At 63.3% G+C, this 14,560-nt stretch carries 12 protein-coding genes; 1 reads left to right on the top strand and 11 read right to left on the bottom strand.

The features are described from left to right. Positions 1–149: 149 nt before the first annotated feature. Positions 150–569, top strand: coding sequence for an acyl-CoA thioesterase (locus CDV44_RS18060; RefSeq protein WP_058377425.1), 420 nt, complete (start codon positions 150–152; stop codon positions 567–569). 110 nt (positions 570–679) lie between these two features. Here CDV44_RS18060 and CDV44_RS18065 read toward each other — a convergent pair whose 3' ends face one another. The 11 genes from CDV44_RS18065 to CDV44_RS18115 form a co-directional block, all read right to left on the bottom strand. Further along, positions 680–1,447, bottom strand: coding sequence for an enoyl-CoA hydratase (locus tag CDV44_RS18065; protein WP_087689335.1), 768 nt, complete (start codon positions 1,445–1,447; stop codon positions 680–682). Positions 1,448–1,573: 126 nt separating this feature from the next. After that, positions 1,574–2,773, bottom strand: coding sequence for an acetyl-CoA C-acyltransferase (locus tag CDV44_RS18070; RefSeq protein WP_058377423.1), 1,200 nt, complete (start codon positions 2,771–2,773; stop codon positions 1,574–1,576). A 17-nt stretch (positions 2,774–2,790) separates the two neighbouring features. After that, complete coding sequence (locus tag CDV44_RS18075; protein WP_087689338.1) at positions 2,791–5,235, bottom strand: 3-hydroxyacyl-CoA dehydrogenase/enoyl-CoA hydratase family protein; 2,445 nt, start codon at positions 5,233–5,235, stop codon at positions 2,791–2,793. 17 nt (positions 5,236–5,252) lie between these two features. Then, complete coding sequence (locus CDV44_RS18080) at positions 5,253–7,040, bottom strand: acyl-CoA dehydrogenase C-terminal domain-containing protein (protein WP_087689341.1); 1,788 nt, start codon at positions 7,038–7,040, stop codon at positions 5,253–5,255. 39 nt (positions 7,041–7,079) lie between these two features. Then, a complete protein-coding gene (locus CDV44_RS18085; RefSeq protein WP_058377421.1) occupies positions 7,080–7,673 on the bottom strand; it encodes a TetR/AcrR family transcriptional regulator in 594 nt (197 codons plus the stop codon). A gap of 174 nt (positions 7,674–7,847) precedes the next feature. After that, the gene (gene clsB, locus CDV44_RS18090) at positions 7,848–9,005 is read right to left on the bottom strand and encodes a cardiolipin synthase ClsB (protein WP_087689344.1); all 1,158 of its coding nucleotides are present in this window, start codon (positions 9,003–9,005) and stop codon (positions 7,848–7,850) included. A 15-nt stretch (positions 9,006–9,020) separates the two neighbouring features. Continuing rightward, entirely contained in the window at positions 9,021–9,482 is a 462-nt protein-coding gene (gene nudB, locus CDV44_RS18095) for a dihydroneopterin triphosphate diphosphatase (protein ID WP_087689347.1), read from the bottom strand. A 159-nt stretch (positions 9,483–9,641) separates the two neighbouring features. Continuing rightward, complete coding sequence (gene aspS / locus CDV44_RS18100) at positions 9,642–11,444, bottom strand: aspartate--tRNA ligase (RefSeq protein ID WP_058377417.1); 1,803 nt, start codon at positions 11,442–11,444, stop codon at positions 9,642–9,644. Between the two features lie 47 nt (positions 11,445–11,491). Continuing rightward, positions 11,492–12,136, bottom strand: a complete 645-nt coding sequence (locus CDV44_RS18105) for a DUF502 domain-containing protein (RefSeq protein ID WP_058377416.1) — start codon at positions 12,134–12,136, stop codon at positions 11,492–11,494. A gap of 143 nt (positions 12,137–12,279) precedes the next feature. Further along, positions 12,280–12,660: an FmdB family zinc ribbon protein gene (locus CDV44_RS18110; protein ID WP_087689350.1), complete on the bottom strand. Its 381-nt coding sequence runs from the start codon at positions 12,658–12,660 to the stop codon at positions 12,280–12,282. 213 nt (positions 12,661–12,873) lie between these two features. Beyond that, positions 12,874–14,319, bottom strand: a complete 1,446-nt coding sequence (locus CDV44_RS18115; RefSeq protein ID WP_087689353.1) for a sodium:solute symporter family protein — start codon at positions 14,317–14,319, stop codon at positions 12,874–12,876. Positions 14,320–14,560 lie beyond the last annotated feature (241 nt).

Consider the following 14,560-nt stretch of genomic DNA (forward strand, 5'->3'; position numbering starts at 1 on the left):
AAATCGTCAATGGCGTATTTTCGCAGAACCCGGCGTCTCATGCTGAGCCAGCGCCGGGCGGGCCTCTCCTTTGGGGGAGCCCCCTCGAATGCCCCGCCTGCCGGCGCATTCCCGAGTTTTCCCGCTTTTTGGCTCACGCAAGGAACCCCATGAGTACCCCGACCCCTGCCCTCACGGCCCTGCCGGACGAAAAAGAACTGGCGTTGCGCGTGATGCCGATGCCCGCCGACGCCAATGCCCATGGCGACGTGTTCGGCGGCTGGATCATGTCGCAGGTCGACATCGCCGGCTCGATTCCCGCCGCGCAACGCGCCAATGGCCGCGTGGCAACGATTGCCGTCAACTCGTTCCTGTTCAAGCAGCCGGTGTTCGTCGGCGATCTGCTGAGCTTCTACGCGAAGATCGTCAAGACCGGCAACACGTCGATTACCGTCTACGTCGAGGCCTACGCACAGCGCATGCGCCTGTCGCACGAGATCGTGAAGGTGACCGAGGCCATGGTCACCTACGTGGCCACCGACGAGGACCGCCGCCCGCGCCAATTGCCCAAGCTCGAAACGCTGGGCTGAACGCCGGGGAAGACGTCAAAAGGCAGTAAAAAAGGCTGGCGACCCGAGGGTTGCCAGCCTTTTTATCATCGCGACGTTGCGACATTACGCCGGAGCGCCCGGTTTCCGTCTTACGAAAACTGGCTGAAGTCCGGCTTGCGCTTCTCGAAGAAAGCGGTGAACGCCTCGCGCGCTTCGGGCGACAGCAGCCGCTTGCCAAACTCCAGCGCCTCGTCGCGAATGCGCTCCTGCACGTCGCGCGCGCTGTCGCCCTTCATCAGTTGCTTGGTCACCCGCAGCGAGCCCGCCGGCATCGCGGCCAGTTGCGCGGCGCGCTTCGCCGCGAATTCCGCCAGTTCAGCCGCCGGCACGATCCGGTTCACAAACCCCATCGCCACGGCTTCATTCACGTCGAACGGCTCACCGAACAGCAGCTTCTCGGCAGCGCGGTGATAGCCCGCCACGCGCGGCAACAGCCAGCTCGACGCGGCTTCCGGCACCAGCGCCAACTGCGAGAACGGCAGCGAGAAACGGGCCGTCTCGGCGGCGTACACCACATCGCAGTGCAGCAGCATCGTCGTGCCGACACCCACGGCGTTGCCCGCCACCGCAGCCACGATCGGCTTGGTCGCCTGACTGATCTGGCGCAGAAACTGGAACACGGGCGCGTCGTCGTCCTTCGGCGGGTGCTTCAGGAAGTCTTCGAGATCGTTGCCGGCGGAGAATGCCTCCGGCTGCCCCTGAATCAGGATCACGCGAATGGCAGGATCGGCATCCGCCTCGGCCAGCCCATCGGCAAGCGCCTGATACATCTCGGCGGTGATCGCGTTTTTCTTGTGTGCACGGTTGAAGGTCAGCACCTGTACCGCGCCTTGGCGTTGCACCAATACGTCGTCCATCTCGACTGTCTCCTGATCCTGAATGTCGCGTTCGTCTTATGAGAAACGCCGGGGGCAGATACGCGCACTACGCGATCCACACCCCGGCGCCTGATGACCGGTCACTTGCCTGTCCGGTCCCCGTCCTTACATGCGCTCGATGATCCCCGCTGCGCCCATGCCCGTGCCCACGCACATCGACACCATCCCGTACTTCAGGTTGTGACGACGCAGAGCATGCACGACCGTAGCCGCACGCACCGCACCGGTGGCACCCAGCGGGTGGCCCAGCGCAATGGCACCGCCCATCGGATTGACGCGGCTGGTGTCGAGATCCAGATCCTGAATCACGGCGAGCGCCTGTGCGGCGAACGCTTCGTTCAACTCGATCCAGTCCATGTCCGACTGCTTGAGGCCTGCGGCGCGCAGCGCCGCCGGAATGGCTTCCTTGGGGCCGATGCCCATGATTTCGGGCGGCACGCCGCGCACGGCGAACGACACGAAACGCGCGAGCGGCGTGAGGTTGAATTGCTTGAGAATCTTCTCGCTCACCACGAGCAGCGCACCGGCGCCGTCCGAGGTCTGCGAGCTGTTACCGGCCGTGACCGAGCCCTTGTTGGCGAACACCGGACGCAGCTTGGCAAGGCCTTCGATCGTCGTATCCGGACGCGGGCCTTCGTCGAGCGACAGCGTACGCGTCTTGATCGACACTTCACCGGTGGCGAGATTCGGGAAACGTTCAACGATCTCGATCGGCGTGATTTCGTTCGTGAACTCACCGCGTTGCTGCGCAGCGATGGCCTTCTGGTGCGAAGCCAGTGCGAAGGCATCCTGCGCTTCGCGCGAGACCTTCCACTGCTGCGCCACCTTCTCGGCGGTCAGACCCATGCCGTAGGCGATGCCCACGTTCTCGTCGCGCTCGAAGATCGACGGCGAGAGCGACGGCGTGTTGCCCATCATCGGCACCATGCTCATGCTTTCGATGCCGCCGGCGAACATCGCGTCGGCTTCACCCACACGAATGCGGTCGGCCGCCATCGCGAGGGCCGTCAGGCCCGAGGCGCAGAAACGGTTGACCGTCACGCCGCCCACCGTGTTCGGCAGGCCCGAGAGCAGCGCACCGATACGCGCCACGTTCAGGCCCTGCTGGGCTTCGGGGATGGCGCAACCGATGATCGCATCTTCGATCACTTTCGGATCGAGATCGGGCACCTGAGCGAGCGCGCTCTTGAGAATCGTCGCGAGCAGGTCGTCCGGACGGGTGTTCTTGTAGCTGCCCTTCGGTGCCTTGCCGATCGGGGCGCGCGTGGCGGCAACGATGTAGGCGTCTTGCAGTTGTTTGCTCATGTCAGTCTCCGATCGGCTTAGTTGCGCACCGGCTTGCCGGTTTGCAGCATGCCCATGATGCGTTCCTGGGACTTCGACGTGCCCAGCATTTCGATGAAGGCGCGACGCTCGAGCGCCAGCAGCCATTCTTCGTTCACCAGACTACCGGCTTCGACGTCACCGCCGCACACCGCTTCCGCGATACGCGAGGCGATCAGGAAGTCGTGCGCCGAGATGAAGTTGCCGTCGCGCATATTGACCAGTTGCGCCTTGATCGTCGACACACCCGAGCGGCCTGCCACCGGAATCCCGGCCGGCTTGAGCGGCGGGCGGTAACCGGCCAGCGACAACGCGCGGGCTTCGTTACGGGCAACCGACAGCAACTCGTGCACGTTGTAGACGATGGTGTCCGACGGCTTCAGGTAGCCCATGTCGCGCGCATCGATGGCCGAGGCCGAGACCTTCGCCATGGCGGCGTTGGTGAACGACTTGGTGACGAATTGCAGATACTGGACGCTGCCTGCTGCGGTGGCTGCTTCGGCCGCACGAATCGCAGCTTCCTTCAGACCGCCGCCGGCCGGCACGAGGCCTACGCCGACTTCCACCAGACCGATGTAGCTCTCGAGGGCCGCCACACGCTTGGCGCTATGCAGCAGCAGTTCGCAGCCACCGCCGAGGGCGATGCCCGAGACGGCGGAGACGACCGGCACCTGCGCGTACTTCACACGCATCATGCCGTCCTGGAATTTCTTGATGAACGGCTCGATACCCTTCGCGCCGCCCATCATGAAGGCCGGCATGGCGGCTTCCAGATCGGCACCCGCGGAGAAAGGGCCACCCGGCGCGCCGAGCTTGAGCGACGTCGGTTGCCACACGACCACGCCGCGATATTGTTCTTCGGCCAGATCGATGGCGCGCACCAGACCGTCGATGACAGCCGGTCCGATCGTGTTCATCTTCGACTTGAACGAGACGATGAGCACGTCGTCCTGCCCCGGGGTCTCGTCGACCCACAGACGCACGGCGTCGTTCTCTTCGATCGTCTTGCCGAACTTGCGCGGGTCGTTGCCGGCTTCGCCGACGAGCGCCGCCGGGAACACCTGACGCTGGTACACCGGCAGCGTGCTGCGCGGCACAAACGCGTCCTTAGCGGGGGCGTACGAGCCTTCGGCCGTGTGAACACCACCGGCTTCGGCGACCTTGCCGCTCGTCACCCAAGCGGGCAGCGGCGCGTTCGACAGGGCCTTGCCCGCGTCGATGTCTTCCTTGACCCACTGGGCCACGTCCTTCCAGCCGGCGGCTTGCCAGTCTTCGAACGGACCGGTGGTCCAGCCGAAGCCCCAGCGAATGGCGAAGTCGACTTCACGCGCGTTGTCGGCGATCTGATCGAGATACACGCCGATGTAGTGGAACACGTCGCGGAACACGGCCCACAGGAACTGCGCCTGCGGGTTGGTCGATTCACGCAGCAGGCGCAGGCGCTCGGCCGGGGCCTTCTTCAGAATACGCACGACCATCTCGTCGGCCTTCTTGCCCGACTCGACGTACTCGCCCGATTGCGGGTCGAGCACCTTGATGACCTTGCCTTCCTTCTTGTAGAAGCCCGCGCCCGACTTCTGGCCCAGTGCGCCCTTTTCTACCAGTGCTTTCAGCACGGGCGGCGTGGCGTAGGTCGGTGCAAACGGATCGTCCTTGAGGCCGTCCTGCATCGTCTTGATGACGTGCGCCATCGTGTCCAGACCGACCACATCGGCGGTGCGGAACGTGGCCGACTTGGCGCGTCCCAGCTTGCTGCCGGTCAGGTCGTCGACAACATCGAACGGGATACCGTACTTCTGCGCTTCGGCGAACACCGCCAGAATCGAGAAGACGCCCACACGGTTGGCGATGAAGTTCGGCGTGTCCTTCGCGCGCACCACGCCCTTGCCGAGCGTGGAGGTGAGGAACGTTTCGAGTTGGTCGAGAATCGCCGGCGCCGTGGTGGCGGTCGGGATCAGTTCAACCAGATGCATGTAGCGCGGCGGGTTGAAGAAGTGCACGCCGCAAAAGCGTGCCTTCAGTTCCGCGTCGAAACCTTCCGAGAGTTCGGTGATCGACAGGCCCGACGTGTTCGACGCGAAGATCGCGTGCTTGGCCAGATGCGGGGCGACCTTCTTGTACAGGTCGTGCTTCCAGTCCATGCGCTCGGCGATCGCTTCGATCACGACGTCGCAACCGGCCAGCTTCTCGAGGTCGTCTTCGTAGTTGGCGGCTTCGATGTATTGCGCGTCGGCCTTATCGGCGAACGGCGCGGGGCTCAGTTTCTTCAGGCCGTCGATGGCGCGCAGCACGATGCCGTTCTTCGGGCCTTCTTTCGCCGGCAGATCGAACAGCACGACAGGCACTTTCGCATTGACCAGATGAGCGGCAATCTGCGCGCCCATCACGCCGGCGCCGAGCACGGCTACCTTGCGAACGACCAGGGGTTTGTTGGTTTGACTCACGGTGATCTCCTCCGCTCTCAGAACAGGTCGACGTCGACTTCCATTTGCGTCTTCGCGCCGGCACGTGCCACGCGGATGTGATACGCGGTCTCAGGCAGCAGCTTGGCGAAGTAGAAACGCGCCGTAGCGAGCTTCGACTCGTAGAACTTGTCGCCGCTGCCTTGCTTGTCGAGGGCAATCTTTGCCATGCGCGCCCAGAAGTAGGCGAACACGAGATGGCCGACCACGCGTTGGTACGGCACCGCCGCCGCGCCGACTTCGTCGGGGTTGGCCATCGCCTTCATGCCGATTTCCATCGTCAGCTTCTGGACCTTGTCGCCGATGTCCGCGAGCGGGTTGACGAACTCCTGCATGTCTTCGCGCACGCCTTCGGCTTCGACGAAGTCCTGCACGAGCTTGCCGAACTTCTTGAGCTTGGCGCCCATGTCGCCCAGCACCTTGCGGCCCAGCAGATCGAGTGCCTGAATCGTGTTCGTGCCTTCGTAGATCATGTTGATACGCGCATCGCGCACGTATTGCTCCATGCCCCACTCGGCGATGTAGCCGTGGCCGCCGTAGATCTGCATCGCGTGGTTCGTGCACTCGAACGCGTTGTCGGTCAGGAAGGCCTTGATGATCGGCGTGAGCAGCGCGACCAGATCGGCAGCCTCTTTACGCTCGGCTTCGTCGCCGTGCGAGAGTTCCTTGTCGATGTGCAGCGCGGTCCAATACGAGAAAGCGCGGCCGCCTTCGACATAAGCCTTTTGCGTGAGCAGCATGCGGCGCACGTCCGGGTGGACGATGATCGGATCGGCAGGCTTGTCCGGTGCCTTCGGGCCGGTGAGCGAGCGCATCTGGATGCGTTCCTTCGCGTACACCAGCGAGTTCTGATAAGCGACTTCGGTCAGGCCCAGACCCTGCATGCCCACGCCCTGGCGTGCGGCATTCATCATCACGAACATGGCGTTCAGGCCCTTGTTCGGTTCGCCGACGAGCCAGCCCTTCGCGCCGTCGAGGTTCATCACGCAAGTGGCATTGCCGTGAATGCCCATCTTGTGTTCGATCGAACCGCACTTGATACCGTTGCGCTCGCCCGGTGCGCCGTTGGCATCGGGGATGAACTTCGGCACGACGAACAGCGAAATGCCCTTGGTGCCCGGGGGCGCATCCGGCAGACGTGCCAGCACAAGGTGGATGATGTTGGCGGCCATGTCGTGCTCGCCAGCCGAGATGAAGATCTTGGTGCCCGAGATGGCGTACGAGTTGTCGCCGTTCGGCTCGGCCTTCGTGCGAAGCATGCCCAGATCGGTACCGCAATGCGGTTCGGTCAGGCACATCGTGCCGGTCCATTCGCCCGAGACGATCTTCGGCAGATAGGTGGCTTGTTGTTCGGGGGTGCCGTGCGCGTGCAGGCATTCGTAGGCGCCATGCGACAGGCCCGGGTACATCGTCCACGCCTGATTGGCCGAGTTCAGCATCTCGTACAGCGCGTTGTTGATGACTTGCGGCAGGCCCTGACCGCCGAATTCCGGATCGCAGCCTAGCGAGGCCCAACCGGCTTCGACGTATTTCTGATAGGCCTCTTTGAAGCCCGTCGGCGTGGTGACCACGCCATCGCCTTCGTATTTGCAGCCTTCGCGATCGCCCACTTGATTCAGCGGGAAGACCACTTCGCTACAGAACTTGCCGGCTTCTTCGAGCACCTGATTGATGGTGTCGGCATCGACGTCCGCATGCTTCGGCAATGCTTTCAATTCGTTTTCCACGCCCAGCAGTTCGTGCATGACGAATTGCATGTCGCGCAGCGGCGCGTTGTACTGTCCCATGACCTTCTCCTCCGAAACGATTCGCGGACGGCTCGCGCCTCACCCGCGCTGATAAGACGAAATCAGTTTTTCCAGTGCCACCCGGGTCATCTCTACGGCACCCGGTTCCCGCAGGAAGCGCGCGTCGTGATGCAGGCCGAGCGTCAGGCTGTACATTTCAAAGAGCATCAGGCGCGGATCGGTGTCCGAGCGCAGATGCCCCTCCTCCTTCGCTTGCGTGATCGCGCGCAGCAGGGCCGAACGCCACAACCGCACACTCTTCACCAAGGCTTCGCGCACCGGACTGGCCGCGCGATCGTCGTACTCGACGGCACCGCTGATATAGATGCAGCCCGTCGTGACTTCGCGAATCCGTTTGTCCATCCAGCGATCGACCAGAGCGCGCAGTCGCGGCAAGCCGCGCGGCACGTCCATGCTGGGGGCAAACACTTCTTCTTCGAAGCGCCGGTGATATTCGCGCAGCACTTCGATCTGCAAGTCTTCACGCGAACCGAAATGCGCGAAAACCCCGCTCTTGCTCATCTGCATGCGATCGGCCAGCAAGCCGATCGTCAGGCCTTCGAGTCCGTCACGCCCCGCCAGTTCTAGCGCAGCATTCAGGATCGCGTTGCGTGTCTGTTCACCCTTTCGCATGTGTATGGCATCGCTTTGGTTATCCGTTCTCCGATGCTAACCATAAAATCGAACGGCCGTCCTATTATTGGGGGACGCCCATGGGCGAACAAGGAATTTATTAGATCGGAATACCTAATCGAAACACGTGGCGGTGGGCGTGAAAACCCCGGCCAACCGGCCGTCTGGCGGGTGTCAGTCGTACTTGCCGCGGGTGATGGCTTTCATCGCCAGCCGGTACAGCCGGTAGGCCGCCCACTGGCGAAACCGCCGCCATAACGAGCGGCCGCCGTATTGGGCGGCGTCGATCAGGCGCGCTTCGGCGAACGCTTTGCGGATATGGTCACGCAGTTCGATGACAACCGGATCGTCGAGTACGACGACGTTGGCTTCGTGATTGAGGAAGAGAGACAGGGCGTCGAGATTGGACGACCCGACCGTCGCCCAGACGTCGTCGATCACCGCGACCTTGCCGTGCAACTGGCGCATGTCGTATTCGCCGATGCGCACGCCCGCGTCGAGCATCTTGGCGTAGAGCCACGGCACCGCCATATCGAGCAGTCGGAATTCCTTGCGCCCGATGAGCAGATGCACGGCCACGCCACGGCGTGCGGCCTGCGTCAGCGCGCGGCGCAGGCGACGTCCCGGCACGAAGTACGGGTTGGCGAGCCAGACCTCGTGGCGGGCCCGTCCCAATGCCATCAGGTAGGCCTTTTCGACCGAGCGGCGATTGTGCAGGTTGTCGCGTGCGACGAATGCGGCCTGCCCGGCGACCGACGAATGCAAGCGCCCGCGCTGGCCGCGGCGACGGTGCCGGAAGGGTGTGCCGAGATAGCCAGGCGCGAGACGCAGCCACTGGATATGAAACGCGATGGCAATTTCCGCGACGATCGGGCCACGGCATTGCACCGCGAAATCCCAGCGCGGGTCGCTCATGCGCACGCCGCCGCCCGCGTTGTAGTCGTCGATGACGTTGATGCCGCCGACAAACGCGACCTCATGGTCGACGACGGCGAGCTTGCGATGCGTGCGTGAAAAACCGAATTTTCCGAACAGATGCGGGTTGTAGACGCGATGCATGACACCGCACTCCCGCCAATCCTCGACCAGTGGCAGGCGACGGCTGGTGCCGATGCCATCGGTGATCACACGTACGGAGACGCCACGCTGGGCGGCGCGTTGCAGCGCTGCGGAAATGTTCTGTCCCGCGTCGTCGGCTTCGAAGATGTAGGTCTCGATCACCACTTCGCGCCGGGCGGCGTCGATGGCGGCGATCAGCGCCGTGAAGTACGCCTCGCCGAGGTAGAGCAGCGTCAGGTCGTTATCGTGGGAAAACGGCAGGTACTTGCTCATCGGCGCGCCGGGGCGTCAGCGCACGCGCGTGGGTAACTGCCGGATCGCGTCGCCGTTCGATGGCGAAAAACAGCGCGCTGCGGCGGCTTCCCAAGGCAACCATTCGTAAGCGACGTGCTCACGCGGGGCCAGCGTCACCGGGGTGTTCGCCGGGACACACAGGCCGAACCAGTGTTCGGTATTGCGCGTGACGTCCGGGGCATAGCGATGCGCCCAACGCGGGTAGATGTTGTACTGAATCTCGTGCTGCCAGTCGGTCAGTGCGCTGGCGGGCAGACCACCTTCCCCCACGCGAATGCCCGTTTCCTCGAACACTTCACGCGTGGCCGTCTCGATCAGCGGCTCGTCGAGGCGATCTTTGCTGCCGGTCACCGACTGCCAGAAATTGTCGGCATCGGCCCGCTCGATCAACAACACATCGAGCGCCGGCGTGTAGATGACGACGAGCACGGATTCGGGAATCTTGAAGGGCTTCATGCAGGTGGTGAGCGAGGGAAAGCTGCGCCGGTGCGTCGCGCTGGTGAGTCATTGTAATGGGCAATGATGCGGAGCCGGTGCCCATAAACAAAAACCCCCTCGCCTTGCGGCAGAGGGGGTTCGAACGTTTCATCACGAGCGGCACGCCCGCGAGATTCGTTAGGCCTTCGGCGCTTCCGACTGACGCAGGCGGATGTGCAGGTCGCGCAGTTGGCGCTCGTCGACCGGCGACGGGGCTTGCGTGAGCAGATCCTGCGCGCGTTGCGTCTTCGGGAACGCGATCACGTCGCGAATCGAATCGGCACCGGCCATCATCGTGATGACGCGGTCCAGACCGAAGGCGATGCCACCATGCGGCGGCGCGCCGTATTGCAGCGCGTCGAGCAGGAAGCCGAACTTCGCACGGGCTTCTTCCTCACCCAGCTTCAGCGCGCGGAACACCTTGCTCTGCACTTCCTCTTGGAAGATACGGACCGAACCGCCACCGATTTCCCAGCCGTTGAGCACCATGTCGTAGGCCTTCGCCAGGCACTTGCCCGGGTCGGTCTCGAGATAGTCGATGTGCTCGTCCTTCGGGCTCGTGAACGGGTGATGGCAGGCCACCCAGCGGGCGTCTTCCTCGTCGTATTCGAACATCGGGAAGTCGACGACCCACAGCGGACGCCAGCCGGCTTCGAACAGGCCGTGGCTCTTGCCGAACTCCGAGTGACCGATCTTCAGACGCAGCGCGCCGATACCGTCGTTGACGACCTTTTCCTTGTCGGCACCGAAGAAGATGATGTCGCCGTCTTGCGCGCCGGTGCGCTCGAGAATCGAGGCGATGGCAGCGTCGTGCAGGTTCTTCACGATCGGGCTTTGCAGACCGTCGCGGCCCTTGGCCACTTCATTGACCTTGATCCAGGCCAGACCCTTCGCACCGTAAATCTTCACGAAGTCGGTGTAAGCATCGATCTCGCTACGCGAAATTTCCGAACCGCCCGGCACGCGCAGGGCCACCACACGGCCGCCTTCGGTCGTGGCAGGCACAGAGAACACCTTGAAGTCCACGTCGCCCATCACGTCGGTCAACTCGGTGAATTCGAGCTTCACGCGCAGGTCCGGCTTGTCCGAACCGAAGCGGCGCATCGCTTCCGAGTACTGCATGACCGGCACCTTGGCGTCGAACTCGACGTTGATCGCTTCCTTGAACACGTGACGAATCATGTTCTCGAACAGGTCGCGAATCTCTTGCTCCGACAGGAACGAGGTTTCGCAGTCGATCTGCGTGAATTCCGGCTGACGGTCAGCGCGCAGGTCTTCGTCGCGGAAGCACTTGGTGATCTGGTAGTAGCGGTCGAAGCCGGCCACCATCAGCAACTGCTTGAAGAGCTGCGGCGACTGCGGCAGCGCGAAGAACATGCCCGGGTTCACACGCGACGGCACCAGATAATCGCGCGCGCCTTCCGGCGTGCTCTTCGTGAGCATCGGGGTTTCGATGTCGATAAAGCCTTGCGCGTCCAGATACTTGCGCACTTCCATCGCCACCTTGTAGCGCAGGCGCAGGTTGTATTGCATCTGCGGGCGGCGCAGGTCCAGCACGCGGTGCGTGAGGCGCGTCGTTTCCGACAGGTTCTCGTCGTCGAGCGGGAACGGGGGCGTGACCGACGGATTGAGCACTTGCAGCTCATGGCACAGCACTTCGATCTTGCCGCTCGTCAGGTTGGCGTTTTCCGTGCCTGCCGGACGGGCGCGTACCAGACCGGTAATTTGCACGCAGAACTCGTTGCGCAGGCCTTCGGCGGCCTTGAACATCTCTGCGCGGTCCGGATCGCACACGACCTGCACCAGACCTTCGCGATCGCGCAGGTCGATGAAGATGACCCCGCCGTGATCACGGCGGCGATTGACCCAGCCACAAAGCTTGACCGTTTGGCCCAGTTGTTGCTCGGTCACCAGACCGCAGTAGGAGGTACGCATGGACATTTTGCTGTTCCGATTTTCAAAAAATGACGCCGGGAGTCACCGGTGGCTCACAGGAGCGGGCCGGGACGCTGCTGGCGCGGGTTGTGGGCGGGCGCCACCACGCCCATCGATACGATGTACTTGAGGGCGGCATCGACCGTCATGTCGAGCTCGACCACGTCGCTCGCCCGCATCATCAGGAAGAAACCTGACGTGGGGTTCGGCGTCGTCGGGACATAAACGCTCACATACTCGCCCTGCAAGTGATTGACCACGTCGCCGCCCGGCGCGCCGGTCAGGAAGGCGATGGTCCAGGAATCCGCGTGCGGATAACGCACGAGCAACGCCTTGCGAAACGCGTTGCCATTGCTCGAGAGCAATGTATCGGACACCTGCTTGACGCTGCCGTACAGCGGTCCGACCACGGGAATGCGCGTGAGCACGGCTTCCCACCAGCCGACCAGCTTCTGGCCAATGAAATTATGCGCCAGAAGGCCGACGACGAACACGAACGCAAGGGTGACCACTACGCCGAAGCCCGGCACGCGCATGCCGATCAGGTGCGACGGCTGCCAGTCGTCAGGCAGCAGCAGCAAGGTCTGATCCATCGTGCCGATGATCAGGCCCAGCACCCACAACGTGATGGCGAGCGGCACCAGCACCAGCAGGCCGGTGAGGAAAATCGTCTTCAACGCGGGTTTTTTGACGCTCATGGCAGGACTCGCGAATGTCGGCGGCTACTGGGTCAGCGGGGTCAATCACGCGCCAGGCCGCCGGGCCGGACGCGTCGTTCTGCTTAATCTTGCAATTCAGGCAATACAGGTAATTCGGGCAATACGGGTCATGCTGCCAACACTTAATGACAAGCGCAGCCGCCACCGCAACTGGCCGCCGGGGCGCTCGACGACGCGCCGTCCGAAGCGGACGAAGCCGACGAACCTGCCGATGCGTCCGAGCCGCCCGACGAGCCCGACGATGCCGAAGCGCTATCGCCCGGCGAGGCTGCTGCCGTCGACGCCGCCGCGCCGGAAGCCGGTGCACTTGCGCCGCCCGAACCGCCCCGGAAGTCCGTGACATACCATCCCGAACCCTTGAGCTGGAAGCCCGCCGCAGTCACCTGCTTGCGAAACGTTTCCTTGCCGCATTCCGGGCACTGGGAGAGCGGGGTATCGCTCATTTTTTGCAGCACATCTTTCGCGAAACCGCATGTTTCGCAACGATAGGCGTAGATAGGCATGATTCTTTCCGACGGGAAAAGGCGCGCAAAGCCTTGAATTATAACCGCTTCACAAGGCTTTCGGGATTTGTCCGGAGATATATGGGCATGCGGTGACGCAAGATCAAGGTCTCGCGTCACCGTATTTGACGTTTCTGCCCCACAGCGACGTGGAACGGCATCTCGCGTAAAAGCGAGCGCTCACACAGTCGCCACGCTCGCGGCGCAGATGGCTCAGATCGTCGACACCTCTTGGCCCGGCGGCTGACCGCGCTCGGAGGCCGGTTGCAGCAGCGAACCCACGACCATGCCCGTAATCGAGGCCAGCAGGCCAGCGAGTTGCGGCGGCACGAGGGCCTCGGGCGCCAGGACTTCGCAGCCGATCCAGGCGGCCAGACCGCTGAACACGGCAAGCGTGCCGCCCAGCGAGCTCGACCGCTTCCAGTACAGGCCGAACGCCAGCGGCACGAAACAGCACACCAGCGTGACCTTATAGGCGCTCTCGACCATCTGGAAGATCGACGCCTTCGAATTCAGCGCATACACCAGCACCAGCGCGGTGAAGCACAGCACCACGATGCGCATCAGGCGCAGCAGGTGCTTGTCGTCGATCGGGCCGCGCAGCATCGGGCGAATGATGTTTTCGGCGAACGTGACCGACGGCGCCAGCAGCGTGGCCGACGCGCAGCTCTTGATCGCGGACAGCAGCGCCCCGAAGAACATCACCTGCGCCACGATCGGCACGCTGGTGAGCACCAACTGCGGCAGGATCTGTTGCGGATCGGTGCCGATGTACTTCTGCACCATCGACGGGGCGATCAGCAGCGCGGAGTAAGCAAGGAAAATCGGGATGAACGTGAAGAAGAAGTACAGCACGCCACCGGTGATGGAGCCTGCGACCGCGATGTTCTCCGTCTTGGACGACATCACGCGCTGAAACACGTCCTGCTGCGGTATCGAGCCGAACATCATGGTCACGCCCGCCGCGATAAACGCCAGCACGTCGGCGGGATTCATCGCGGGCAGGAACACGAACTTGCCGGCGTCGGCCGCATGGGCGATCACGGCCGTCGCGCCGCCCGGCACCATGCCCGAGACTTCCACGGCGATGTAGACCAGACCGACCACGATGATGATCATCTGGATGAAGTCGGTGACGGCGACCGAAATCATGCCGCCGAGCAGCGTGTATGCGAGCACTGACACCGCGCCGATGATCATGCCCGTGGGCTCTGACATCGCGCCGCCCGAGACCGTATGGAACACGAGGCCCAGCGCCTTGATCTGCGCGCCCACCCAGCCGAGGTACGAGATCACGATGGCGATACTCGTCACGACTTCGACGGTGCGGTTGTATTTGAGCTTGTAGAAATCGCCGATCGTCATGAGGTTCATGCGATACAGCTTGCGGGCGAAGAACACGCCGACGAGCACCAGACACATCGACGAGCCGAACGGGTCGGCCACGATGCCGCGCAGGCCGTCGCCGATGAACGTGGCCGGGATGCCGAGCACGGCTTCCGAACCGAACCACGTGGCAAACACCACGGCGATGACCATGCCATACGGCAGGCGGCGCCCGGCAACGGTGAAATCTTTGGTATTGCGGACCTTGAGGGCGGCCAGCAGCCCGATGGCCACCGAAATGACCCAATACAAAATGACAAACCAGATCAGCATAACGCGGCCCCAGCCAAGCCCCAGGGCGACGGTAGCGGCGGCAGCGTCAGTGTGCGGGGCGTGATCCGGCCGCCGGCGGCCGCACACGCGAACTAACGAAACCGTGCCGCGGGCCGCAGCCTTCCGGGCAACAGAAATTCAGGTCGAGCATGACGGGGCTGATGCTGTTCAGCGCTCGGGGGCGCCCGTTTTTGCCACCTGGCGAAAAAATTTGGGCCGATTATAGCGGCGCGGGACACGC

The organism is Pandoraea sp. PE-S2R-1 (assembly GCF_002179865.1).
Classification (GTDB): Bacteria; Pseudomonadota; Gammaproteobacteria; order Burkholderiales; family Burkholderiaceae; genus Pandoraea.